This is a genomic window from Aliiroseovarius sp. YM-037 (assembly GCF_048060095.1).
GTDB lineage: Bacteria > Pseudomonadota > Alphaproteobacteria > Rhodobacterales > Rhodobacteraceae > JBLUOA01.
In genome coordinates this window covers 1,170,533-1,195,501 of record NZ_JBLUOA010000001.1, presented here as the reverse complement: position 1 = coordinate 1,195,501, position 24,969 = coordinate 1,170,533, and the positions used below count along the sequence as shown (strand labels likewise).

General features: G+C 59.8%; 24 protein-coding genes. 14 read left to right on the top strand and 10 right to left on the bottom strand.

Annotated features, from left to right (window positions below):
- Window position 1: 1 nt before the first annotated feature.
- The 3 genes from ACEWPJ_RS05860 to ACEWPJ_RS05850 all read right to left on the bottom strand — a co-directional run bounded on the left by ACEWPJ_RS05860 (window position 2) and on the right by ACEWPJ_RS05850 (window position 2,591).
- A complete protein-coding gene (locus ACEWPJ_RS05860; protein ID WP_416511633.1) occupies window positions 2-1,840 on the bottom strand; it encodes an ABCB family ABC transporter ATP-binding protein/permease in 1,839 nt (612 codons plus the stop codon).
- 169 nt (window positions 1,841-2,009) lie between these two features.
- Window positions 2,010-2,213 (bottom strand): dodecin family protein, encoded by a 204-nt coding sequence (locus ACEWPJ_RS05855; protein WP_416511631.1) that lies wholly within the window; start codon window positions 2,211-2,213, stop codon window positions 2,010-2,012.
- A gap of 93 nt (window positions 2,214-2,306) precedes the next feature.
- A complete protein-coding gene (locus ACEWPJ_RS05850; protein WP_416511629.1) occupies window positions 2,307-2,591 on the bottom strand; it encodes a hypothetical protein in 285 nt (94 codons plus the stop codon).
- Between the two features lie 171 nt (window positions 2,592-2,762).
- On the opposite strand from ACEWPJ_RS05850, the gene ACEWPJ_RS05845 reads away from it, so the two are divergent.
- Window positions 2,763-3,329 carry a gamma-glutamylcyclotransferase family protein gene (locus ACEWPJ_RS05845; protein ID WP_416511628.1) on the top strand — a complete coding sequence of 189 codons (567 nt, stop codon included), beginning with the start codon at window positions 2,763-2,765 and terminating at the stop codon, window positions 3,327-3,329.
- A 1-nt stretch (window position 3,330) separates the two neighbouring features.
- On the opposite strand, the gene gltX is transcribed toward ACEWPJ_RS05845, so the two are convergent.
- From gltX to ACEWPJ_RS05830, 3 genes are all read right to left on the bottom strand, one after another.
- Entirely contained in the window at window positions 3,331-4,656 is a 1,326-nt protein-coding gene (gene gltX, locus ACEWPJ_RS05840) for a glutamate--tRNA ligase (protein ID WP_416511626.1), read from the bottom strand.
- A gap of 64 nt (window positions 4,657-4,720) precedes the next feature.
- The gene (locus ACEWPJ_RS05835) at window positions 4,721-5,149 is read right to left on the bottom strand and encodes a DUF1801 domain-containing protein (RefSeq protein ID WP_416511624.1); all 429 of its coding nucleotides are present in this window, start codon (window positions 5,147-5,149) and stop codon (window positions 4,721-4,723) included.
- A 59-nt stretch (window positions 5,150-5,208) separates the two neighbouring features.
- Complete coding sequence (locus ACEWPJ_RS05830) at window positions 5,209-5,592, bottom strand: VOC family protein (protein WP_416511623.1); 384 nt, start codon at window positions 5,590-5,592, stop codon at window positions 5,209-5,211.
- 89 nt (window positions 5,593-5,681) lie between these two features.
- On the opposite strand from ACEWPJ_RS05830, the gene soxR reads away from it, so the two are divergent.
- A complete protein-coding gene (gene soxR / locus ACEWPJ_RS05825) occupies window positions 5,682-6,149 on the top strand; it encodes a redox-sensitive transcriptional activator SoxR (RefSeq protein WP_416511621.1) in 468 nt (155 codons plus the stop codon).
- Here the strand turns inward: soxR and ACEWPJ_RS05820 are convergent.
- Complete coding sequence (locus tag ACEWPJ_RS05820) at window positions 6,146-7,807, bottom strand: NAD+ synthase (protein ID WP_416511619.1); 1,662 nt, start codon at window positions 7,805-7,807, stop codon at window positions 6,146-6,148. The genes soxR and ACEWPJ_RS05820 overlap by 4 nt on opposite strands.
- A gap of 207 nt (window positions 7,808-8,014) precedes the next feature.
- Here ACEWPJ_RS05820 and ACEWPJ_RS05815 point away from each other — a divergent pair, with 207 nt between their 5' ends.
- Window positions 8,015-9,469 (top strand): 2-isopropylmalate synthase, encoded by a 1,455-nt coding sequence (locus ACEWPJ_RS05815; RefSeq protein WP_416513009.1) that lies wholly within the window; start codon window positions 8,015-8,017, stop codon window positions 9,467-9,469.
- Window positions 9,470-9,490: 21 nt separating this feature from the next.
- Here the strand turns inward: ACEWPJ_RS05815 and ACEWPJ_RS05810 are convergent, their stop codons facing one another.
- The gene (locus ACEWPJ_RS05810) at window positions 9,491-10,156 is read right to left on the bottom strand and encodes an SDR family NAD(P)-dependent oxidoreductase (RefSeq protein WP_416511618.1); all 666 of its coding nucleotides are present in this window, start codon (window positions 10,154-10,156) and stop codon (window positions 9,491-9,493) included.
- Between the two features lie 294 nt (window positions 10,157-10,450).
- On the opposite strand from ACEWPJ_RS05810, the gene ACEWPJ_RS05805 reads away from it, so the two are divergent.
- The 7 genes from ACEWPJ_RS05805 to ACEWPJ_RS05775 all read left to right on the top strand — a co-directional run bounded on the left by ACEWPJ_RS05805 (window position 10,451) and on the right by ACEWPJ_RS05775 (window position 18,881).
- On the top strand, window positions 10,451-12,001 hold the full coding sequence (locus tag ACEWPJ_RS05805; protein ID WP_416511616.1) for a 2-isopropylmalate synthase: 1,551 nt from the start codon (window positions 10,451-10,453) through the stop codon (window positions 11,999-12,001).
- 342 nt (window positions 12,002-12,343) lie between these two features.
- Complete coding sequence (locus tag ACEWPJ_RS05800) at window positions 12,344-13,384, top strand: rod shape-determining protein (RefSeq protein ID WP_416511614.1); 1,041 nt, start codon at window positions 12,344-12,346, stop codon at window positions 13,382-13,384.
- A gap of 38 nt (window positions 13,385-13,422) precedes the next feature.
- Window positions 13,423-14,358, top strand: a complete 936-nt coding sequence (gene mreC, locus ACEWPJ_RS05795) for a rod shape-determining protein MreC (RefSeq protein ID WP_416511612.1) — start codon at window positions 13,423-13,425, stop codon at window positions 14,356-14,358.
- Window positions 14,351-14,890: a rod shape-determining protein MreD gene (locus tag ACEWPJ_RS05790; RefSeq protein WP_416511610.1), complete on the top strand. Its 540-nt coding sequence runs from the start codon at window positions 14,351-14,353 to the stop codon at window positions 14,888-14,890. The genes mreC and ACEWPJ_RS05790 overlap by 8 nt, the downstream gene beginning before the upstream one ends.
- A complete protein-coding gene (mrdA, locus tag ACEWPJ_RS05785; protein WP_416511608.1) occupies window positions 14,887-16,806 on the top strand; it encodes a penicillin-binding protein 2 in 1,920 nt (639 codons plus the stop codon). The genes ACEWPJ_RS05790 and mrdA overlap by 4 nt, the downstream gene beginning before the upstream one ends.
- Window positions 16,803-17,942: a rod shape-determining protein RodA gene (gene rodA, locus ACEWPJ_RS05780; RefSeq protein WP_416511607.1), complete on the top strand. Its 1,140-nt coding sequence runs from the start codon at window positions 16,803-16,805 to the stop codon at window positions 17,940-17,942. Before mrdA ends, rodA begins: the two co-directional genes overlap by 4 nt.
- A 3-nt stretch (window positions 17,943-17,945) precedes the next feature.
- Window positions 17,946-18,881 carry a 2-hydroxyacid dehydrogenase gene (locus tag ACEWPJ_RS05775; RefSeq protein WP_416511605.1) on the top strand — a complete coding sequence of 312 codons (936 nt, stop codon included), beginning with the start codon at window positions 17,946-17,948 and terminating at the stop codon, window positions 18,879-18,881.
- A gap of 10 nt (window positions 18,882-18,891) precedes the next feature.
- Here ACEWPJ_RS05775 and ACEWPJ_RS05770 read toward each other — a convergent pair whose 3' ends face one another.
- On the bottom strand, window positions 18,892-19,680 hold the full coding sequence (locus ACEWPJ_RS05770; protein WP_416511603.1) for an SseB family protein: 789 nt from the start codon (window positions 19,678-19,680) through the stop codon (window positions 18,892-18,894).
- Window positions 19,673-20,278 (bottom strand): uracil-DNA glycosylase family protein, encoded by a 606-nt coding sequence (locus tag ACEWPJ_RS05765; protein ID WP_416511600.1) that lies wholly within the window; start codon window positions 20,276-20,278, stop codon window positions 19,673-19,675. The genes ACEWPJ_RS05770 and ACEWPJ_RS05765 overlap by 8 nt, the downstream gene beginning before the upstream one ends.
- Window positions 20,279-20,429: 151 nt before the next feature.
- On the opposite strand from ACEWPJ_RS05765, the gene ACEWPJ_RS05760 reads away from it, so the two are divergent.
- From ACEWPJ_RS05760 to kdsA, 4 genes are all read left to right on the top strand, one after another.
- Complete coding sequence (locus ACEWPJ_RS05760) at window positions 20,430-21,710, top strand: Na+/H+ antiporter NhaA (RefSeq protein WP_416513008.1); 1,281 nt, start codon at window positions 20,430-20,432, stop codon at window positions 21,708-21,710.
- Window positions 21,711-21,906: 196 nt separating this feature from the next.
- Entirely contained in the window at window positions 21,907-22,560 is a 654-nt protein-coding gene (locus ACEWPJ_RS05755; protein WP_416511598.1) for an ABC transporter ATP-binding protein, read from the top strand.
- Complete coding sequence (locus tag ACEWPJ_RS05750) at window positions 22,550-24,133, top strand: capsule biosynthesis protein (RefSeq protein ID WP_416511596.1); 1,584 nt, start codon at window positions 22,550-22,552, stop codon at window positions 24,131-24,133. The genes ACEWPJ_RS05755 and ACEWPJ_RS05750 overlap by 11 nt, the downstream gene beginning before the upstream one ends.
- Window positions 24,130-24,966, top strand: coding sequence for a 3-deoxy-8-phosphooctulonate synthase (gene kdsA / locus ACEWPJ_RS05745; RefSeq protein WP_416511594.1), 837 nt, complete (start codon window positions 24,130-24,132; stop codon window positions 24,964-24,966). The genes ACEWPJ_RS05750 and kdsA overlap by 4 nt, the downstream gene beginning before the upstream one ends.
- Window positions 24,967-24,969: the final 3 nt, after the last annotated feature.

Sequence of the window (24,969 nt, the reverse complement as noted above, 5' to 3'; positions counted from 1 at the left end):
GTCAGGCGACCGCCGCGTCATCCTCTGCCTCTGCCTGTTGGCGATGCCACATCTTCGCGTAACGTCCGCCGCGATTGACCAGATCGTCATGACGCCCGGTTTCGGTGATGACGCCGTCTTCCAGAACGATGATCTGATCCGCGTCCGCAATCGTCGACAGCCGGTGGGCGATGGTGATAACCGTCCGCCCCTGCCCCATCTCGCGCAGGCTTTCCTGAATGTCGCGTTCCGTCTCGGTGTCAAGAGCACTCGTCGCTTCATCAAGCAGCAGGATCGGCGGATTCTTCAGCAGCGTTCGCGCGATGCCGACCCGCTGTTTTTCGCCGCCTGACAGCTTTAGTCCACGCTCACCCACTTGTGTCTCATAGCCTTCCGGCAGGCTGCGAATGAACCCGTCGATACGGGCGGCGATGGCGGCGGCCTCAACCTCTGCCCGGCTTGCATCAGGGCGACCATAGGCGATGTTGTAGTAGATGGAGTCATTGAACAGCACCGTGTCCTGCGGCACCACTCCGATCTGGGCGTGTAAGCTGTCTTGCGTCACGTCGCGCAAATCCTGCCCGTCGATCCGAAGCGCACCGTTGTTCACATCATAGAACCGGAACAGCAGACGCCCAATCGTGGATTTACCCGATCCCGACGGACCAACAATCGCCAAGGTGCCGCCGGGCGGCACGGTCAGCGACACCCCTTTCAGGATCGGGCGTTCGGGGTCGTAGCCAAAGACGATATCGTCGAACACGACCTCTCCGCCATTTACCTTGATCGGCTTCGCGTCTGGCTTGTCCTCAACCTCTGCAGGTTGTTCGAGAAGGTCGAACATCTCTCCCATATCGACAAGCGATTGCCGGATTTCACGATAGACCGTCCCAAGGAAGTTCAGCGGCATGGTGATCTGGATCATGTAAGCGTTCACCATCACGAAGTCCCCGACAGTCAGATCGCCCGACTGCACCCCAATCGCGGCCAGAACCATAACGCCGATCAGGCCCGCGGTGATCAACACCGATTGTCCGAAGTTCAGAAACCCGAGCGAATAAGACGTCTTCAGCGCCGCGCTTTCGTAACGCTCCATCGCGCCGTCGTAGCGGGTCGCCTCCCGCTCTTCCGCGCCGAAGTATTTGACCGTTTCAAAGTTCAGCAGGCTGTCGATGGCCTTCTGGTTTGCGTCAGTGTCCTGATCGTTCATCTCTCGTCGGATTTTCACCCGCCATTCGGTCACGGCAAAGGTAAACCAAATGTAAAAGCCAATCGTGACAACCACGATGGCCAAATACCAAACGTCGAATACGAAAAACAGGATCGCCGAAATCATCGCCAGTTCCAGAACCAGCGGCCCAACGCTGAACAACAGGAACCGCAGCAGGAAATCGACGCCCTTCACGCCCCGTTCGATGATCCGCGACAGTCCGCCGGTCTTGCGCGTGATGTGGTAGCGCATGGATAGGCGGTGAATATGCGTGAACGTCTCAAGCGCCAGTTTTCGGAGCGCCCGCTGCCCAACCCGCGCGAAAATCACATCGCGGAGCTGCTGGAAGCCGACCGTCATCGCGCGCGCCATTCCGTAAACGACGGTCAGGCCAACAGCGCCGAGACCCAGCATCCAGGCAGCGGGCAGCCCTTCGCCCGCCAGTTTGTCGACCGCGGCCTTGTAAAGAAACGGCGTGCCGACAGCCACGATTTTAGCAACCAGCAGCATGACCAACGCCAGCACGACGCGGCGTTTGACCCACGTTTGATCCTTCGGCCACAGATACGGGGCAACGCGCCGGATCGTGCGCCACCCGCTGCGGCGCTGCGCCATCTCTTCTGCCTTGGTGTCTAAGCTGGGTTTGCGCATTACGCCCTCTTGCCTGGCCTCAGCGGCCAAGACTAGTTGCGTGCGCACAGATAGACCAGAGCCGCCGAAGCCCTTTTTCGGGGCTAACGGCGGATGGTTTGCAGTTGGTTAACGTGATGAGGGCAACAGCGAAGCCAACAATCGTAGTCCGCACAGTCGCAACTGAGTATCAGTCGTCCAGAACGAACGTGACCTTCAGGTTAACTCTGTATTCGCTGATCTTGCCGCCTTTGACGGTGACCTTCTGATCCTGAACCCAAGCGTTCTGGACGTTCTTCAGGGTTTTAGAGGCGCGATCCACGCCTTCTTTGACGGCATCTTCAAAGCTTTTTTCGGATGAGGCGATGATTTCTGTAACGCGGGCAACTGACATATCGTTCTCCTTTGGACCAGTACGCTTGAAGCGTAGGCCATGCGGCGCGATCTGTCATTAAAACTTGAGGATGTCGGCCGTTGGCTGGCAGAATCAGCCCTGCGGCGTCGCCTCTAGCACCGTTTGCAAACCTGCCTGCAATGCCTTCAGGCGGCGCACATCGTCTTTGTCCGCTTTCAGGTTTCCTTGCGCGATCAACAGCAAGTCCCGTGCCAGCAGCAATGCGACCTGCGCCCTGTCCGCCTCGGGCAATTCGTCGAGCATTTCAACGGACCTCAGCACCGCGTAACGGATCGTCAACGCCTCAACCGTCATATCGCTGCGCCCATGCGCGGCGGACCTTTCTTCGGCTGAAGAACGCAGCTTTTCCGTGCTCATACACTATCCTGACATGGCTCAGACGGTTCAAAGTTGACGCTAGGTAACTTAGATTACTGATTGATGAACAAGGTGCAACGACAATCGCGCGGTAAGGACCATGTCCGACATCTATCACACCCCGCACGCAAGGGCTTGCGCAAAGGCAAAGAGAGGCGAATAACTGCTGACATGCGACGCCCATTTTTCTTCGGCTACGGGTCATTGGTGAACCGGGGCACCCATAGCTACCAAAACGCATCACCTGCCCGGATCAGCGGATGGCGGCGGGCGTGGCGGCATTCGCCTGTCAGGGCGGTGTCATTCCTGACAGCCGTCCCTTGCCCGGACACCGAAATCGACGGTTTGGTGGCTGAGGTGCCGGGCCATGACTGGTGCGCCCTCGACGCGCGCGAATACGCTTACGAACGGCTGTATGCGACGACCGCCGTCAGCCATGCGATACCAGACCCGGCCGATATTGCGATCTATGCCATCCCGGCGGGCAAACATCAGCGGCCCGGCCCGGATCATCCGGTGCTGCTAAGCTACCTCGACGTCGTGATACAAGGCTATCTGGCCGAGTTTGGCGAGGAAGGCGTCGCGCGGTTCTTTGCAACCACCGATGGCTGGGACGCCACGATCCTTGATGACCGCGCGGCACCGGTTTATTCGCGACACCGCGAAACGTCAGATGTAGAACGCCAGTTGGTTGATGACCACCTAGCGTCCGTTTCGGCAATTATCCGGCGCGCCTAGATTACTTGCGGGCGCGGACAACCTGCAACAACGGTAGCAGAGTCGACATATCCGGCCCATGTGCCTGCCCGGTCAGCGCCTTGCGCAGCGGCATGAACAGGCCGCGCCCCTTGCGGCCTGTTGCCTCTTTCACCGCCGCGGTCCAGTTCGCCCATGTGTCCTCGGAAAACGGGGCGTCGGGCAGTAGCTCCATCGCTTGCGCGACGAATTCGGCGTCTTCGTCATCAATCACCGGCTCTGCCCCATCGCGCATCATCGTCCACCACGGACCAAGATCGTCGAGGACAGAGATATTTTCGCGGGTCACAGCCCAAAACCGCTCGGCCTGATCGTCCGGCACGCCCAGCGCGGCGATACGGGGCGCGACCTCGGCGAACGGCAGCGCCTGATTGACCCGCGCCGTCAGCGGCAAAAGATCGTCGACATCGAATTTCGTCGGGGCGGAGCCGAAGGTGCTGATGTCAAAGCCCGCGATCAATTCTTCCATGGTCGAGCAGAGTTCGACAGGCTGCGACGATCCAAGCCGCGCCATCAGGCTCAGCAGTGCCATCGGTTGAATCCCACGGTCGCGCAAATCGCGCAGCGCCAGCGTGCCAAGCCGTTTCGACAGCGCTTCGCCCTGCGGTCCGGTCAGTAGGGAATGATGGGCGAATTCAGGGACTTTGCCGCCCAGCGCTTCGATAATTTGAATCTGTGTCGCGGTATTGGTGACGTGATCCGACCCCCGGACGACATGGGTGATGCCAAAGTCGATGTCGTCACAGACCGAGGCCAGCGTGTAAAGGAATTGCCCGTCGCCCCGGATCAGAACCGGGTCCGACACGCTCGCCGCGTCAATCGAAAGATCGCCCAGTATTCCATCTTTCCACTCGATCCGTTCCTGGTCGAGTTTGAAGCGCCAGTGCCCTGCCCCACGCTCCGCCCGCTGCGCGTCCTTTTCGGTGTCCGACAGATCAAGGGCTGAGCGGTCGTAGACCGGCGGTTTCCCCATGTTGAGCTGCTTCTTGCGCTTCAGATCAAGCTCGGTCGGAGTTTCAAAACACTCATAAAACCGGCCCTTGTCCCGCAGGTCTTGCGCGGCGGCCTCATATCGGTCGAGCCGCTCTGACTGCCGTTCCAGCCGATCCCAAGTCAGTCCCAACCATTCGAGATCTTCCTTGATCCCGTCGGCATATTCTTCCTTGGATCGCTCCGGGTCCGTGTCGTCGAGGCGAAGGATGAATTGCCCGCCAGCCTTGCGCGCGATCAGGTAGTTCATCAAAGCTGTGCGCAGATTGCCGACGTGGATGTAGCCAGTCGGCGATGGGGCGAAACGGGTGACGGTCATGGAAGTTCTCCTTTGCCCGTCCGTTTTCCACAGTGTCGCGGCTTTGTCCAGATTCCGCCGCCGATCAGGTCGGCTTCACCGGCCAACGCTGGTCCAGATCATCCAGCCCCGCCCGGATCAATTCGCCCAAAACATCCGCGTCGATATCGGCGAGCTTGTTGAAGTAGAAACACGACTTGCCGAGTTTGTGTTTCCCGATCCGCTCCAGAATGTCGCCGAAATCGGCGTATCCCGGCATGATGTAAGCCGCGAAGTTCGCCTTTCGCGGCGAAAACCCGGTGGCGAGGAAATCACCCTCCCGCCCGCTGGCGTAGCGGTAGTGGTATTGCCCATAGCCGATGATCGACGGCCCCCACATGACAGGGTTGAACCCCGTGACCCGCCGGAACAGTCGATCCAACGTTTCAGCATCCGCGCGTTTCTGCTCTGGCGTCACGGTGCGCAGGAACTCTTCGACCGATATGGATGTCGGTTGGGTTTTGTTCTGTGCCATGTGGCCCCCCTTTCTCGGCTTTCCCGATCCTAGCACGGACCGGGAAAACCCCAAGCGGGCTAGTTACCGTAGACCACGACCTCAATCTCTATCCCGTCGTGGCCATCGAAATAAAATCGCCGACCCGGTTCATAACTCCCGTGGGAGTGTGGCTTGAACCCGGCGTTGCGCACCCTCTCCTCCGTCGCGTCGAGGTCATCGACCACCACGCCGATGTGGTTCAACCCACCGGGTGTGTTGTAGCTGTTGGGGCGCTGCACATGGCCGCCTTTTGAATACACGGCCAGATAGCTGGTTTCGTTCCCGACATGATAGGTCGTGCCGTCGTCTTTCGCGTCGCCATGCCAACGGATGTGCCAATCGAACAGCGTGCACAGCATCTCTGCGGTTGCTTTCGGGTCACTGACGGTGACGTTGACGTGTTCCAGTGATGCGTTGGCCATAGGGCTCTCCTCAAGTGATTCACAATTGATTTTTCAACCGTAATTGCTCAACCTAACTTTAGGTCAAGCGGTAATTGAGGTCGAAACCCATGCACGCGAACGATATTCTTTCCATCGGACAATTGGCGGACCGAACCGGAGTCGCGGTATCAGCAATCCGCTTTTATGAAGCGCAAGGATTGATCCACCCGATCCGCAATTCCGGCGGTCAGCGGCGGTTCCGGCGCGCCGACATCCGACGACTGTCCTTCATCCGCATCGCGCAGCAGTTCGGTTTTACAATTAAGGAGATCAGCGAACAACTCTCCCGCCTACCCGACCGACGCGCGCCGACAAAGGCTGACTGGACGCGGATCAGCAAACATTTCCGCAAAACGCTCGATGAACGGATCGAGACGTTGATCAAGCTGCGCGATAATCTTGATGGCTGTATCGGCTGCGGATGCCTTTCACTGAAGAAATGCCAGCTATACAACCCGAAAGACTCCGCGCGACGCCACGGATCGGGGGCACGATACCTGATGGGCGACAGCCCGCCACCCATCGAAGACGCCTAGCCGTTGTCCCGCCAGCGGTTCACGATCGGATAGCGCCGGTCGAGCCAGAAGGAGCGCGGCGTCAACCGCGCGCCCGGTGCGGATTGGAACCGCTTGTGTTCCGAGATGTAAATCAGGTGTTCGACCTTTTTTACGGTATCCCGGTCGAACCCCTCTGCCACCAGACCAGCGACAGAACGTTCCTCGTCCACCAATCCCGTCAGGATCGCGTCGAGCACGTCGTAGGGCGGCAGGCTATCTTCATCCTTCTGATCCTCGCGCAACTCGGCGGAGGGGGGTTTGTCGATGATGCTGGTCGGGATCACCTCACCCCCCGGGCCCATCATCCAATCGGGCCGATGGTTGGCATTGCGCCAGCGGCAGGTTTCAAACACGCGGGTTTTGTAGAGATCCTTGATCGGATTATACCCGCCCGCCATGTCGCCATAGATCGTGGCATAGCCTACGGCGACCTCGGATTTATTCCCGGTGGTCAGCACCATTTCCCCGAACTTGTTGGACAGCGCCATCAGCAGCAACATGCGCAGGCGGGATTGGATGTTTTCTTCGGTCAGCCCCGGCTCCGTTCCCTCAAACAATGGGGCGAGCGTGTTTGTGACCGCCGCTCGCGCCTCGGAAATCGGGACAAAATCGTATCGGCAGCCAAGGTTTTCCGCGACCGCCTGAGCATCGTCCAAAGACGCCTGCGAGGTATATTCAGATGGCAACATCACACAGCGCACATTTTCCGGGCCAAGCGCGTCGACCGCGATGGTAGCAACAATCGCGCTATCGATCCCGCCGGACAGGCCCAGAAGCACCTTCTTGAATCCCGTTTTGCCCATGTAGTCGCGCAGGCTTTCGACCATGCAGCGGTAATCCTGTTCCCACGCGTTTGGCAAGTGGGCCATCTCGCCCTTCTCTGCCCGCCAACCGTCGGCGGTGCGGGTGAAATCGACATGAGAGATCACTTCGTCAAAGACCGGAAGCTGAACCGCCAACTCCCCGCCGGGGTTCAGAACAAAGCTGCCGCCGTCAAAGACCTGATCGTCCTGCCCGCCAACCATGTTGAGGTAAGCCAGCGGCAAACCCGTTTCCACGACCCGCGACACCATGATGTTCTGCCGCACCGCAATCTTGTCGCGGTAGTAGGGGGAGCCGTTGGGGACCAGAAGAAACTCGGCCCCCGTCTCCTCCAGCGTTTCCGCCACATCGGTGTGCCAGGCGTCTTCGCAGATCGGGCTTCCTACACGGGTGCCGGAAACGCTGTAAGGCCCGCCGAGGGGGCCGGCATCAAACAGGCGCACCTCATCAAAGACGGTTTCGTTCGGTAGGTGGTGCTTCAGCACCCGGCTGACGACCTTGCCGCCCTTCAGGATGAAATAGGCGTTATAAAGGGCTCCGTCCTCCGCCCACGGCCCACCGATGCCCAGCGCCGGGCCGTTCGCGCAATCAGCGGCCAGCGCATCGATATGGCGAAGCGCGTCCGCGACAAAGGCAGGCTTCATAATCAGATCTTGGGTGTTGTAGCCGGTGATGAACATCTCGGTCAGGGCAACCATGTCGGCGCCCGCGGCTTTGCCCTCGGCCCACGCGTTCCGCGCCTTGTCGGCATTGGCGGCCAGCGCCCCCACCGTCGGGTTAAGTTGTGCGAGCGTCAGGCGAAATCGGTCGGCCATGGTCTGTTCCCGTCTACTATACCCGCCTGTCTTAGCAGAGTTGCGCCGAAGGAAAAGCCAAACGCGCGTTTCCATGCGCTTGCGCCCGACCCGACCGGGAAAATCCGTTGTCAGTCCGCCACCACGCCGTTAGGGTCTGTGCCTGACAACAGGGACGAACCGGGACGGGATCACGAGGGAATGAGTGTGGACAGAGCGAAGACGGCGATGGTCAACCTGAGAGCTATTTCCTACGCAATTGCAATTTCGGCAGCGACCACCAGTGTCGCGCTGGCCCAGTCCGATGGCGAAACCCAGCGGATCGAAGACAGCAATGGCGGCGTCTACGAAGGCACGTTCCAAGACGGTAAGCAGCACGGGCGCGGCACCTACACGCTGCCCTCCGGCTATGAATACACCGGCGAATGGGTGAATGGAGAGATTGAGGGCCAGGGCGTTGCGCGATTCGCCAACGGGTCGATCTATGAAGGCGAGTTCAAGGCCGGGAAACCGCATGGCTTTGGCAAGATCACCTTCGCCGATGGCGGCACCTATGAAGGCGACTGGGACACTGGCGAGATCACCGGCAACGGCATCGCGATCTATGTGAACGGCGTGACCTATGAGGGCGGCTTTCGCAACGCGCTGCACCACGGCGTCGGCACCATGCGCAGCCCGAACGGCTATGTGTACGAGGGCGAGTGGAACAACGGCGTCAAGGAAGGTGCCGGAACGATCACCTACCCCGACGGCTCAAAATACGAAGGCGCGATGGCGCGCGGGGTCAGCCACGGCGACGGCACACTGACGACATCGGACGGGCTGACCTACACTGGCGGCTGGTCCGAAGGGCAGATGCATGGCACAGGCACGCTCACCCAGCCGAACGGCGATGTCTATGAAGGAGAGCTGTCCGAGGGTGCCCGCGAAGGCACGGGTGTCATGCGCTATGCCAACGGCGATGTCTACGAAGGCGGGTTTCTGAACGACGCGCGGCACGGCCAGGGCACGCTGACCGGCACCGACGGTTATCGCTATGTCGGCAACTGGGCGCAGGGCCGGATCGAAGGCACGGGCGAAGTCACGTATCCCGATGGCTCCGTCTATGTTGGCGATTTCAACGATGATCTCGTCGAAGGCACCGGCACCATCACCTACCCCGACGGATCGACCTATGAGGGCGAATGGAAGGCGGGCGTTATTGAGGGTAAAGGCGTTGCCCGCTACGCCAGCGGCCTGATCTATGAGGGGGAGTTCAAGAATGCCCGCAACCACGGGCAAGGCACGATGACCTATCCCGACGGCTTCAAATACGAAGGCGAATGGGTCGACGGACAGCGCGAAGGCATGGGCACCACGACCTATGCGGACGGCACCGTTTATACCGGCAACCACAAGGCCGGCAAGCCGCATGGGCAGGGCGAAATCCGCCTGCCGGACGGGTTCCACTATTCCGGCGAATGGGTCGACGGAGAGATTGAGGGCGAAGGCACCGTGACCTACGCAAATGGCGACGTTTACGAAGGCAACTTCGAAGGCGGCAAACGTCAGGGTGCGGGCGTCATGCGCTATGCGAGTGGCGAAGTCGCGGAAGGCATGTGGGAAAACGGCGCTCTGGTCGATGAAGAGGCTGAGGGCGAGAGCGAAGAAGCCCCCGCCGAGGAAGATACCACCGCGAACTAAGGTGGCGCTACGCTAGCCAGCCTACCAAACCACCGGATCACCACGCCAATCGAAGAACCCGCCCGACTGGGATATGTCGAGGTCGTCGATAACCGCCAACAGGTTCGCGGCAGACTCTTCCGGTGGCACAGCGGGATTATCGCCCACGTATTTCTTGGTCAACGCCGTCTGAACTGTCCCCGGATGCAGCACAGCGCAGATCGCTTGTTTATGCGTCCGCGCAACCTCAATCGCCGCAGTGTGGATCAGCTGGTTGAGGGCCGCCTTCGCGGCGCGATAGGAATACCAGCCCCCGAGCCTGTTATCACCGATTGAGCCGACACGCGCCGACAACGCCGCGAAAACCGTCCGTCGGTCGCGGGGCATCAGGCGCAGCGCGTGTTTCAGCACCAACATCGGCCCCAACGCGTTCGTCTCAAACTGCGCATGCAAGCGGTCGGCATCGACGTCGCGGATCGCCTTTTCCGGCCCCATACCGTCAATCTCCAACGCGCCTGTCACATTCAGGATCAGGTCGAATTGGCCAGAAAGTGGCTCCAGCGCCGCAGCAATGCTTGCCTCATCCCGGATATCGAGTCCGTCTTGGCTACGTGACAGCCCGACCACCTCCGCGCCCTGATTGCGCAGAGCACTGCCAAGCGCCTGCCCGATACCGCCTGAGGCTCCGATGATAAGTGCTCGTTTCAAACTCACCCTTGCTGTTATCCCGATTACGACCCAGAATACCGAGCGGATCAATCCCGCCACGGGTCGACGCCACACGAATTTTTCGCTTTCCATCCGAAACAAAGCGCTTATGATCCTGCCCCATGACGATTGACGCACATATGACGATTGCAGCACCCCGCCATGGCGGTGCATTGCGTCTGTGCGCCCTTCTTCTCCTAACCCGCCTCTGAGCGTGCCGGTTGGCGCGACCGCTCAGAGGATGTGCTTCGCGCCGGAACCAAGGGTTTAGGACAAAGATGAAAGACTTCAGACATGACTGATTCAAAAGCGCAAGACCACGTCTTGATCTTCGACACTACGTTGCGCGATGGCGAACAAAGCCCCGGCGCGACGATGACACATGAGGAAAAGCTGGAAATCGCGGCAATGCTCGACGAAATGGGCGTCGACATTATCGAAGCGGGCTTTCCCATCGCGTCCGAGGGCGACTTCAACGCCGTCAGCGAGATTGCAAAACGGGCGGAACATTCGGTGATCTGCGGGCTTGCCCGTGCAAACGCTGCCGACATTGATCGCTGTTGGGAGGCTGTGAAGCACGCCAAGCAGCCGCGCATCCACACGTTTATCGGCACGTCGCCGCTGCACCGGGACATCCCAAACCTCACCAAAGACGAGATGGCGGGTCGCATCCACGAAACGGTGACGCAGGCGCGGAACCTCTGCGACAACGTGCAGTGGTCGCCGATGGATGCCACCCGGACAGAGGAAGATTACCTCTGCCGCGTCATCGAAATTGCGATCAAAGCCGGGGCGACGACGATCAACATCCCCGACACGGTGGGCTATACCGCCCCCCGCGAAAGCGCCGATCTGATCCGTATGCTGATCGAAAAGGTGCCCGGCGCGGATGAGATCACCTTCGCGACCCACTGCCACAACGACCTTGGCATGGCGACGGCGAACTCGCTGGCCGCTGTCGAAGCGGGCGCGCGTCAGATCGAATGTACGATCAACGGGCTGGGCGAACGCGCGGGCAACACCGCGTTGGAAGAGGTCGTGATGGCCCTGAAGGTCCGCAACGACATCATGCCCTACCGCACCGGGATCGACACACAGAAGATCATGAACATCAGCCGCCGCGTCGCGACGGTGTCGGGCTTTCCCGTGCAATACAACAAAGCGATCGTCGGCAAGAACGCTTTTGCCCATGAAAGCGGTATCCATCAGGACGGCATGTTGAAGAACGCCGAGACGTTTGAGATCATGCGACCCGAGGATGTCGGCCTTGCGGAAACCAACCTCGTGCTGGGCAAGCATTCCGGTCGGGCCGCGCTGAAGGCGAAGCTGAGCGAGCTGGGCTACAACCTCGCCGACAATCAGTTGAAGGATGTGTTCGTCCGCTTCAAGGCGCTGGCTGACCGGAAGAAGGAAGTCTATGAGGACGACCTGCTGGCGTTGATGCGGGATTCGTCTTCTGATGCGGAGCATGACCGGATTCAGGTCAAATTCCTGCGGGTGATTTGCGGAACCGAGGCGCCGCAATCCGCCGATCTTACCCTGTCGATTGATGGCGTGGACCACCAGACAACCGCGCAAGGCGACGGCCCGGTTGACGCGACATTCAACGCGGTGAAGACGCTGTTTCCGCATGAGGTGAACCTGCAACTTTATCAGGTTCACGCCGTGACCGAAGGCACCGACGCGCAGGCCACCGTCAGCGTTCGGATGGAGGAAGACGGCAAGATCGCCACCGGCCAGTCGGCCGATACGGATACCGTCGTCGCATCGGCCAAGGCCTACGTAAACGCCCTGAACCGGCTTCTGGTTCGGCGCGAAAAGACCGCTCCGGCGGCGATTGCGTAACTGCTTCAGGGCGGGCTGATCGGCCTGCCCTGACCGTCAAGCAGCGTGTATCTGAATTAATTTTCGGGCGGATTCTACCGGAACGCGAAACCTCAGAAATTGTGATTTATAGATGTTTTTGCGATGTTGAAAGGCCAAGCAGCGAAGCAAAATAGCACTTTTTCAACATTTTCACCCAATTACACCGCCCCTACCCACCCAGATATCGGGGATTTCGGCAACAACATGCGCAAGAATCTAACCTCTCCCCTCTTTACTGAACACGGCCTTACACGCATAAACCTTTCGGCTTAGGGGGCGAGTCTCGTCCCCTCTTTGGTATCTGGAAGGTAATTGAAACTCATGCTCAGCGGACTCACCGGCGTATTTTCGTCCGATATGGCAATCGACCTCGGCACTGCGAACACGTTGGTTTACGTGAAGGGGCGCGGTGTCATCCTGTCTGAACCGTCCGTTGTGGCCTACCACATCAAGGACGGCGTGAAGAAGGTGCTAGCAGTTGGCGAAGACGCCAAGCTGATGCTTGGTCGGACCCCGGGCAGCATCCAGGCGATCCGTCCGATGCGCGAAGGCGTCATTGCCGACTTCGATACCGCGGAAGAGATGATCAAGCACTTCATCCGCAAGGTTCACAAACGCACGACGTTTTCGAAACCGAAGATCATCGTTTGCGTGCCCCACGGCGCGACCCCGGTTGAAAAACGCGCGATCCGGCAGTCGGTCCTTTCCGCAGGCGCACGCCGCGCCGGTCTGATCGCCGAGCCGATTGCAGCAGCTATCGGGGCCGGGATGCCGATCACCGACCCGACCGGCAACATGGTCGTCGACATCGGCGGCGGCACGACCGAGGTTGCTGTGCTGTCGCTTGGTGACATCGTCTACGCACAATCCGTGCGCGTCGGCGGCGACCGGATGGATGACGCGCTGGTCAGCTATCTGCGTCGTCAGCAGAATATCCTCGTCGGGGATTCAACGGCGGAGCGTATCAAGACGACCATCGGCACCGCCCGTATGCCTGATGACGGGCGCGGCGCATCCATGCAAATTCGTGGGCGCGATCTGCTGAACGGTGTGCCGAAAGAAACCGAGATCAATCAAGCGCAGGTTGCCGAAGCGCTGGCCGAAACCGTCCAGCAAATCTGCGAGGCCGTGATGACCGCGCTTGAAGCGACCCCACCCGACCTTGCTGCCGATATCGTTGATCGTGGCGTTATGCTGACCGGTGGCGGCGCGTTGCTGGGCGAACTGGACCTTGCGCTGCGCGAACAGACCGGTTTGGCCGTTTCCGTAGCGGATGAGAGCCTTAGCTGCGTGGCCCTTGGCACCGGCAAAGCGCTCGAATATGAAAAACAACTGCGTCATGTGATAGACTACGACAGTTGACCTGAGAGAGCCGGACAAGACGGCACGAAGGCAGGGCCGTGGCAAAAGACCGAAACAAAAGCGAAAACTTCACCCGACCGATCCGGCGTATCCTGATCGGCCTGTTGTTGTTTTTCCTGTTCGCGATTTTTCTGCTGTGGCGCATCGACAGCCCGCGGGTCGAACGGCTGCGGGCGCAGTTGATCGATCAGATCGTTCCGTCGTTTGAATGGGCGATGGTTCCGGTGACTGCCGTTGCCAACATGTTTTCTGACTTTGAAAGCTATCAGCGCATCTACGAACAGAACCAGGAACTGCGCCGCGAACTTCAGCAGATGAAGGCCTGGAAAGAGGCTGCTCTGCAGCTTGAACAGAAAAACGCCCGCCTGCTTGACCTCAACAACGTGCGCCTTGATCCGCTGCTGACATTCGTGACCGGCGTTGTGGTGGCCGATAGCGGCTCCCCCTTCCGGCAATCGGTGCTGGTGAATGTGGGCGAACGTGACGGGATCAAGGATGGCTGGGCCACAATGGATGGCATCGGCCTTGTCGGGCGGATTTCGGGCGTTGGGCGCAATACGGCGCGGGTGATTTTGCTGACTGACTCCAACAGCCGGATTCCGGTGACGATCCAACCATCGGGGCAACATGCGCTGCTCGCCGGGGATAACACCTCTGCCCCGCTGCTAGACCTGCTTGAGAACCCGGAATTGGTGCGACCGGGCGACCGGGTCGTGTCCTCTGGCGTTGGTGGGGTCTTCCCCTCTGGGCAACTCGTCGGTCAGGTGGCGGAAGGCCCGGACAAGCGCCTGCGGGTTCTGCTGGCCGCCGATTATGAGCGGCTTGAGTTTCTACGCGTGCTGCGCAGCCGCGAATATGATGAAATCACCGATCCCGGCGGCTTGCTCGCGCCAGAAACGCCGCCAGCGCCTGAATCGGATGAGGAGTCGCCGTTATCCGCGGACGGGGTGACCGGGACGCTCGACAATGGTTGATCCGGCCACAACGCGACGGTGGAGCAATCGGGCCCTGTTCATTGGACTGTCGGCCATCATCATCTTCCTCCACCTTCTACCGCTTCAAACACAGCCGAGCCGTTGGGCCGCGCCTGATCTTCTGGTCTGCCTCGCCGCCGCGTGGGTGTTGCGTCGGCCCGACTATGTACCCGCGCTGTCTATCGTGGCCGTGTTCTTTGTCGCTGACGTCTTTTTCATGCGGCCACTGGGGCTGATGACCGCGCTGATCGTCCTCGCGACGGAGTTTCTGCGCAGCCGCAGCCATTTGATGCAGGAATTTCCCTTCGCCCTAGAATGGGCCGTTGTGGCGACAGTCATCGCCTCGGTGATGATCGGTTATCGTCTGGTGCTGATGATCGCGGTGGTGGAGCCGCCCGCTTTCGGCCTGACAATGCTGCAGTTCGTGGCGACGACGCTCGCCTACCCCTTGGTGGTTCTGGTGTCGAAATTCGCATTCGGAATCGTAAGACTTGCACCCGGTGACCTTGATCGACAAAGGTTAAAGGTATGAAGCGATCCCCGAAGGATACCGAGGAAAGCGCCCGCAAGATCACCCGTCGCGGCTTACTGATGGGGGGCACGCAGCTGGCTTTTGTCGGCGTGCTTGGATTGCGGATGCGCTATCTTCAGGTCGAACAGGCCGATCAGTTTCGGCTGTTGGCCGAGGAAAACCGCATCAACCTTCGCCTGCTGCCGCCCGCCCGCGGTCTGATCTTTGACCGGAACGGCGCGCCGCTTGCCGCCAATGAACAGAACTACCGCATCGTCATGGTGCGCGAAGACGCGGGCGATGTCGAAGACGTGCTGGAACGACTGTCAAAGCTCGTGCCCCTCGCGGATGAGGATCGGGAACGCGCCCTGCGCGAGATGAACCGCCGCAGCCCCTTTGTTCCAGTCACGGTAGCGGATCGGCTAAGCTGGGATGATGTTTCCAAGGTCGCGGTGAACGCCCCCGCCCTGCCCGGCGTCACGACCGGCGTTGGCCTGTCGCGGATGTATCCGATGGGCCCGGATCTGGCGCATGTCGTCGGATATGTCGGACCGGTCAGCGACTATGATCTTGATAAACTCGACGATCCTGACCCACTGCTGCAAATCCCGAAATTCCAGATCGGCAAAACCGGGGTCGAGGCAAAGTTGGAAATGCAACTGCGCGGCAAGGCCGGTTCGCGGCGGATTGAGGTCAACGCGACCGGACGTGTGATGCGCGAACTTGATCGCGATGCGGGGGAGCCGGGCAACGACTTGCAATTGTCGATTGACGCGGCGCTGCAAAACTTCGCGCTGGCGCGTCTTGGGGCGGAAAGCGCCTCTGCCGTTGTGATCGATACGCAGACGGGGGACCTGCTGGCGGCTGCATCCTCTCCGTCTTTCGATCCCAACAAATTCGTGCGGGGCATTTCAGTCGCCGATTACACGTCGCTGACCGAAAACAAATACCGCCCGTTGGCGGGTAAGGCGGTTCAGGGCACCTATCCGCCAGGATCAACCTTCAAAATGATCACCGCGCTTGCCGCGATGGAAGCGGGTGTCGCGACGCCCGACGACACGGTCTATTGCCCCGGCCATACGACGGTCGGCGGGCGGCGGTTCCACTGCTGGAAGCGGGGCGGACATGGCTGGGTCAACCTGTTCGAAAGCATCCAGAAATCCTGCGACGTCTATTACTACGATCTGTCCCAGCGGGTCGGGATCGAAAAGATTACCGAGATGGCGCGACGTCTGGGCCTCGGGCAACGCCACGATATTCCGATGTCCGCGGTGGCCGAAGGACTTACCCCGACCAAGGCGTGGAAGCGCGCAAATCGCCAGGAGGGCTGGCAGATCGGCGATACGCTGAACTCCGCCATCGGCCAGGGTTTCGTGCTTGCCTCTCCGCTGCAACTCGCCGTGATGTGCGCGCGGCTCGCGACGGGGCGCGCGATTTCGCCGCGTCTGATTAAATCCATTGACGGTGTTGAAACGCCCGTGATCGGTGGGGAGCCGCTGGGCCTTAACGAGAACCTGCTGCGGCAGGTGCGGCAGGCGATGTATGCTGTGTCAAACCACCGGCGCGGCACGGCCTATCGGTCGCGCATCGTCGAAGATGCCTTCCGCCTCGCAGGTAAGACCGGCACCAGCCAGGTTCGCAATACCATCGTCCGCAATCAAGATGTTCCGTGGGAACAACGCGACCATGCGCTGTTTGTCGGGTTTGCACCGTTCGACAACCCGCGCTTTGCCGCGTCTGTTGTTGTCGAACACGGCGGCGGCGGATCGACCGCGGCCGCGCCCGTCGCTCGCGACCTTCTGCTATTCGCGCTCTACAACGGCTATCCACCACTTGAGGCGTATCCGTCCAGCGAGCGCGCCAAGGCGGAAGAGATGCAGCGCACCCTCGAACTGCGTGATCCAATGAACCCGACCGAGGTAAGTGATCGCGCATGAGTTATCTTGAGTATCAGGTCAAATACGTCCCATCGGGCCTGCGCAAGGTGCTGCACCTGAACTGGGCGGTGATCCTGTTGCTGACCGCCGTATCCTCAATCGGTTTCCTGATGCTGTTTTCCGTCGCGGGCGGGTCCATGACCCCGTGGGCAGAGCCGCAGATCAAACGCTTCGCGCTTGGTATGGTGCTGATGCTGTCAATCGCGATGGTGCCGATCTGGTTCTGGCGCAATATGGCGGGGGTCGCCTATCTCGGCTCACTCGCGCTGTTGCTGGCGGTGGAGTTCTTCGGGTCCGTCGGCATGGGCGCGCAGCGGTGGATCGACCTCGGATTCATGCGCCTGCAACCGTCTGAGCTTACCAAAGTCACCCTCGTAATGATCCTCGCGGCGTATTACGACTGGCTCGATGTGCGCAAGGTGTCCCGCCCGCTTTGGGTGATCGTGCCGCTTTTGCTGATCCTGATCCCAACGATGCTGGTGCTGAAACAGCCCGACCTTGGCACGGCGATCCTGCTTGTAACCGGCGGCGGCATCGTGATGTTTATCGCCGGGGTCAGTTGGTATTATTTTGCTGGCGTGATTGCCCTCGGTGTTGGGGCTGTGACCGCTGTTCTGAAGTTTCGCGGGACCGAGTGGCAGTTTTTGAAAGACTACCAATACCGCCGGATCGATACGTTCCTTGACCCGTCAAGCGACCCGCTTGGCGCCGGGTATCACATCACGCAATCGAAAATCGCACTGGGGTCCGGCGGCTGGACCGGGCGCGGGTTTATGCAGGGCACGCAATCGCGACTGAACTTCCTGCCGGAGAAGCACACTGACTTTATCTTCACGACCTTGGCCGAGGAGTTTGGATTTATCGGCGCGATCTCTCTCCTCACGCTTTATGCGATGATCGTCTTTTTCTGCGTGGTCTCCGCAATGAAAAACAAGGATCGGTTCGCCTCGCTTCTGACACTTGGCATTGCGGCGACGTTTTTTCTGTTCTTTGCGGTCAATATGTCGATGGTCATGGGGCTGGCCCCAGTCGTCGGTGTGCCGCTGCCGCTGGTGTCCTATGGCGGATCGGCGATGCTGGTGCTATTGGCGGCCTTCGGGCTGGTGCAAAGCGCCCATGTGCACAGGCCACGCTAGATCATGGCGGTGAATGTTCTGTTCGCAGCGCATGAAGATCGCTGGCGGGAATATCGCGATGTCTTGGCGGATGCGATCAAGGCGGTGGGCGTCGATGCGGTCCTGCAGACGGAGTTCGATGATCCGTCCGTGGTCGACTACGTGGTCTTCGCCCCAAACGGCCCGGCCGTCGATTTTTCGCCGTTCACGCGATTGAAAGCCGTCCTCAGCCTTTGGGCGGGGGTTGAGGGGATCGTTTCGAACACGACCATCCAAGTGCCTCTTGCCCGCATGGTTGACGCGGGATTGACCGCGGGCATGGTGGAATGGGTGACGGGCCATATCCTGCGCCATCATCTGGGCATGGATTTGCACATCAACGGCCAGGATGGTGTCTGGCGCGATTACGTGCCGCCGCTTGCACAGGATCGCTGCGTCGGCATCCTCGGGCTAGGTGCGCTTGGTCAAGCCTGCGCGACCACTTTGCACGGGCTGGGGTTCAATGTCTGCGGATGGAGCCGACGGGCGAAGTCGATTCCGGGGATCATCTGCGAAAGTGGGCAGGATGGTTTGAAAACCGTTCTTCAGTCCTCTGAAATTATTGTGCTTTTATTGCCGGACACACCCGATACCGAAAACACACTGAATGCGGTGCGGTTGTCTTGGATGCCGAACGGCGCGGTTATCATCAACCCCGGACGCGGTCCGCTGATTGACGACGACGCGCTGCTTGCCGCGCTTGATAGCGGTCATATCGGACATGCGACGCTGGATGTGTTCCGGCAAGAACCCTTACCGCCGGATCATCCCTATTGGGCCCACCCCAAGGTCACTGTGACGCCGCATATCGCGTCGGAAACGCGCCCCAAAACCGCGAGCGAAGTGATCGCGGAAAACATCCGCCGGGGCGAAGCGGGAGAGCCGTTCTTGCACCTCGTCGACCGCGACGCGGGATATTGAACGCAGACTCTTACCGCAAAATTGGCGGTTTGTCTGGGTTGCGACCGGGGGCGGCGGGGGTGTGATCGCTCGCCTCCAGTTCCGGAAGGTCGAACTGCAGCCCAACCCGCGCCAGCCGCGCGGCCATCGGATCGGATGCCTTGAAGAACGCAACGTCCAACGCACCCGCCTCAACCCCGCTAAAGGTCAACGCCTCCGCCACCGCACTGGCGAGCGCGTCTTCCGCCCCCGGCACCGCGTCGACAAAAGCCAGCAGATGCCCTTGGCCGCGATCCTTGAACTGAACGGAAACGAGATAGGCGGACAACGCCAACCCCGCCGCGAGCGCGAGCTTTGCGTCAAGCGCGGTCAATAGCGCCTCTGGCACGCCATGGGGCGCGCTGACCTCTTCAGGGGTTGCGTCCACCTGCTGAGGTTTGTTGGACAGCGTTTCAGCCAACCAATCCACCCCGTCAGCGGGGATCAGGAACGATGACGGAGCGACCGACAGGTTCAGGCCCAGCCCGACACCCTGCCCCGCCAGCATCTCGGAAATCACCCGGCCCGAAAGCACGGCGTAGGGTGCTGTTCCGCCGACGAAATCGGCAAGCCGCTCCTCCCGATCAAAGACAAGAACGAACTGGCCGGTCTCCACATCAAACATCTGCGGAGTCATTTGGTCGCCTTGCGGCTCCTCCTGAAGCAGCAGGAACAATTCACTCTCCGCCACGCGTTCGTAGAACCGCAGGCGGGCAGAGACATCTTCGGGGGCGGCCTCCATCGCCTGATGGGACTTGTCGATGGGCGTAATATCAGTCACTTAGCGCGTCCTTGATATGTTTGCGAAGCACGGGCAATAGCTCCGCCTCAAACCACGGGTTCTTTCTAAGCCACCCCGTATTGCGCCAGGACGGATGCGGCAAGGGAAAGGTTCGGGGCGCAAGGTCGCGCCAGTTGGCGACGGTCTGGGTCACACCCCCCTTCGCGGCAACGCCCAAGTGATATTTCTGCGCATAGCCCCCGACCAGAAGGGTCAGTTGAACATCCGGCAGGTGGTCAAGCACATCGCCCCGCCAAGTCTCTGCACAGATCTTTGGCGGCGGCAGATCAGAGCCGTTCGCGTCATACCCCGGAAAGCAAAACGCCATCGGCACGACCGCGACCCGTGAGGTGTCATAAAACGTCGCCTCATCCACCCCCATCCAGTCGCGCAGCCGGTCGCCGGAGCGATCGTCAAAGGGCTTGCCGGATTGATGAACCCGCATTCCGGGCGCCTGTCCGGCAACCAGAATACGGGCCGTCGGTTGAAACCACACGATAGGGCGCGGCGCGTGGGCGGTTTCGGTGGCTGCAAAACGCTCCGCACACAGGGTGCAATTCCTCAGATCTCGGGTGAAGGTATCAAATGACGCGCGCATGGGGCGGGTTTATCAGACGTGAAACGTCCCCTCAATCAGCGCGCAAGAGGCTGCATCAGTGCCACATGATTTTCGCCCGGTGACCGACGGTTGCCCCTATTTGCGGGATGCAGTATTTCGGGCAGGCAAAAAACAGGGGGGCCGCGCGGATATGTATCGTGTCTGGAATTTCGTCACAAACTACTCAATCCTGCTGATCCTTGGCGCGTTGATCGCGCTTATCTGGGCGAATACCAATCCGGGCAGCTATCACGACTTTGTTGAGTTTGTGCTGATCGATGATTTTATCATCGGACACCCGCACGCGGACGAGCATGGGCATATCCACCACACGCTGACACTGCACTACCTCGTCAATGATGTGCTGATGGCGTTTTTCTTTGCCATTGCGGCCAAGGAGGTCTGGGAGGCTGTGATCCTCAAGAACGGATCGCTCCGCGGAAAAAAGGCGGCGACACCTTTGATCGCGACGGCGGGCGGTATGTTCGGGCCGATTGCGGTCTACCTCGGACTCGCTGCGATTTTGGGGTCAGAGACCTATAACGCCGTGGCGAATGGCTGGGCGATTCCAACGGCCACCGACATCGCATTTTCCTATCTTGTCGGGCGCATGGTTTTTGGTGCCGGACACCCCGCCGTGCGCTTCCTGCTGCTGCTTGCGATCGCGGACGATGCTGCCGGGCTGATTATCCTCGCGGTCTTCTACCCGTCTGGGGAGCTTGCGCCGGAATGGTTGCTGCTATCGGTCGCCGCGGCGCTTGGCGCCTTCATCCTGTTCAACTGGCTGCCCCGTAAGTTGGATCGCGGTAACCAACTGCGCCCGAGGTCCACTTGGGTGCGGAACAAGCTATCGTTCTGGCCCTACCTGATCGCGGGTTGCCTAAGCTGGTATGGCTTTCAAGAGGCAGGCATCCACCCCGCCCTTGGCCTGCTGCCCGTCGTGCCCGCCCTGCCCCATGCCGACCGTGCTTTCGGTATCTTTTCAGAGGCCGAGCAATATCTGACCGACCTTCTGAACCACGCCGAACATTTGCTGAAGCACCCGGTTGAGATCATCCTGTTCTTCTTCGGCCTGCTGAACGCGGGCGTCGAGTTTTCCGCCATCGGATCACCGACATGGCTGGTGCTGGCGGGCTTGATCGTCGGCAAACCGCTGGGCGTCCTGCTGTTCGGCTGGATCGGTGCGGTCCTGTTCCGCCTCGGCCTGCCCGCCGGGATGAGGATTATCGACCTGTTCGTCATCGGTTGTGTCGCGGCCATCGGCTTTACTGTGTCGCTGTTCATCGCATCCGTCGCGTTTGACGGAACCGTGATGCTTGAGGGCGCATCGGTGCAAGCAGCCGCAAAAATGGGCGCTTTGTTCAGCTTTGGCGCTGCGGCGATATCCATCGTTGCGGGGAAACTCTGCCGGGTTGAAAAGCAGGCACTTTAGACAAAACCGTCAAAAACGTGGACGAAATCGGTGCAAACGCGCCGGTTTCGTCATATTTGCAGCCCTTTCGCGCATTCGCCCCTGTAATGGCACAGGCAGATCAGACATAATAATGCCCAAGAGGATATCTATATTGGCTGTTAAGAAACGTCCGATAAGGACTGGTATGCCGATATAGCGGGATCATGGCGGGTAGATGCTCGAATTTGTGAATGTCAGTAAGTCCTTCTGGACGGGGACGCAGCGGAAAGTGATCCTTGATCGCGCGTCTTTTCGTGTGGAACTTGGCAATTCGCTTGGTATCCTTGCCCCGAACGGAACCGGCAAGACGACGCTTATCAACATGATGGCTGGCCTTGAAAAACCGGATGAGGGCGAGATTCGGCGCGAGGCGAAGATTTCCTTCCCCCTCGGATTTATGGGCGGGGTCGTCGGCAAACACACGGCAATGGAAAATTCGCGGTATATCGCGCGGCTTTACGGCCTTGACCCGGATTATGTCGAAGCGTTCTGCCGTTGGCTGTGCGGGCTTGAAGAATACTTCGACATGCCAATCGGCACCTACAGCCAGGGGATGCGGGCGCGGTTTTCCTTTGCGCTGATGCTCGCGCTCGATTTTGACATTTACCTGATCGATGAAGGTATGCCGGCAACAACCGACGCCGAATTCAACAAGAAAGCAGGAAAATTGCTGCGGGAAAGGCTGTCGTCCACCACAATAATCATCGTGTCGCACCAAGCACAAACGCTGGAGAAGTTCTGCCGATCCGCTGCTGTGCTAAGGGATGGTCAATTGACCATGTTCGACACGCTTGAAGAGGCAAAGAGGCTCTATAACTATGAAGCCTAAGGCGAGGAAATTTCGCATCAAACGCACAGGCTCCGGCCGGGCGGAACAGGTTGCCGACAACGCAACATCGCCCGAGGACGAGGCAGACGCGCATCTGCGCGACATGCAGAACAACCCGACCCACGACGCGGTCGAAGAAAACGCGGACGCGCAAATCGCAGCCATCCGAAAGGAAGGGCTGACAGGCCGACAACTGCGGATGGCCCGCAGGCTGGCACAGCGCCACGGGCTTGTGGCGACGTCGGATTATGATGCGGTGCGGCTGCTGCGGGCGAATGGGATCGATCCATTCCGACGTGCCAACATGCTGGAACTCGTCGTAGAAGGTGGCGGGGCCAACGCTGATGGAATGCAGTTGCCGCAAACCGTTCCGCTCGGCGATCCGCAACTGCCCTCAACCGAGGTTGAGGCGCAAGATGCCCGCGCTGGTGCCATCCGTCGTATTCAGCGCGATATTGCCCGGCGGCGCAGACGCAAACTGCAAATGCTGTTCGTGCGGCTCGCGTTCTTCGTTGTGCTGCCAACCGTTGTCGCGGGCTATTATTACTACGTTCTGGCGACACCGCTTTACGCGACAAAGTCGGAATTCGTGATCCAGCAGGCGCAACCCGCGGGTGGCGCCGGGGGTGGCATCGGCGGCCTGCTATCCGGTACGCAATTCGCGACATCGCAGGATTCGATTACCGTCCAAAGCTACCTTCAATCCCGCGACGCGATGCTGCGACTGGATGAAGATCATGATTTCAAGGCGCATTTCAGCGATCCCGACCTTGACCCGATCCTTCGGCTCGCCCCCGATGCGTCAAACGAGGCCGCTTATCGCCTTTACGAACGGCTCGTGAAAATCGGATATGACCCGACCGAAGGCATCATTAAGATGGAAGTGTCGGCGACCGATCCCGAGGTTAGCGCGACATTCTCTCGCGAACTCATCACCTACGCTGAAGACATCGTCGACAACCTCAGCCAGCGCCTGCGCGAAGATCAGATGCAGGGCGCCCGCGAAAGCTATGAAAAGGCGGAAGAAAAAATGCGAGAGGCTCAACAGAGGGTCATAGAGCTTCAGGAAGATTTCGACGTTATCTCGACAGAGGTCGAGGTTACGCTGCTGACCTCCCGCATCTCGTCGCTTGAACAATTGCTCACCCAGGATCAGCTGTCGTTAGAGGAGCTTTTGTCGAACTCCCGCCCCAACCCGGCGCGGGTGGAACCCTTGCAGCGACGGATCGAGAACCTGCAAGAAACGATTGCCGATTTGCGGTCGCAGTTGACGCAAGGATCGTCTGATGACGTCTCTCTCGCCCGCGTCGGCAGCGAACTAGCGGTGGCGCAGGCCGATCTTGAAACGCGAAACCTGCTGCTGCAACAATCGCTGCAACAGCTTGAAACCGCCCGGATCGAAGCGAACCGGCAGACACGCTACCTTTCAACCGGCGTCACCCCGGTCGCGCCGGATGAACCGACCTATCCGCGCGCGTTCGAAAACACCGTGCTCGCCTTTCTCATATTCGCGGGAATATACCTCATGGCTTCCCTGACCGCTTCCATCCTGCGCGAACAGGTTTCATCATGACCAAAGTGGTTGAGGTTCAAAACCTCAAGATCGGAAACGCCAGCCCCCTTACGGTTATTGCCGGACCGTGCCAGCTGGAAACTATCGATCACGCGCTGATGATCGGGCGGGCGATGAAAGACGCCTGCGCCGCGGCTGGCGCGCAATATGTGTTCAAAGCGTCTTATGACAAAGCCAACCGAACCTCTGGCAGCGCCCGGCGCGGGCCCGGAAAAGCAGATGGCCTTGCCATGCTGGCCGAGGTGCAGAAAGAACTCGACGTGCCGGTCCTAACCGACGTCCATACGGCGGAGGATTGCGCTGAGGTTGCTGAGGCGGTCGATATCCTTCAAATCCCCGCGTTTTTGTGCCGCCAGACCGATATGCTGCTGGCGGCCGGTAAAACCGGAGCTGCGATCAACATCAAAAAGGGTCAATTCCTCGCCCCGTGGGACATGGCGAACGTCGTCGCCAAGATCGAAAGCACCGGGAACGATAGGCTTTTGCTGACGGAGCGTGGCGTTTCCTTCGGCTATAATACGCTGGTCGCGGATATGCGCGCCCTTCCTATCATGGCGCGCACAGGGTATCCGGTCGTCATGGATGCCACACACGCAGTTCAGTCGCCCGGCGGCGCCGGAACATCATCTGGCGGACAACGTGAATTCGCCCCGGTTCTGGCGCGGGCGGCAGTCTCCGTCGGGGTTGCGGCCGTTTTCATCGAAACGCACGAAGACCCAGACAACGCGCCCTCAGATGGCCCGAATATGATCCCGATTTCCGATATGCCCGATCTGGTCGAAACATTGATGGCTTTCGATCGTCTAGCAAAATCCAATCCACTTTCAGTTTAAGAG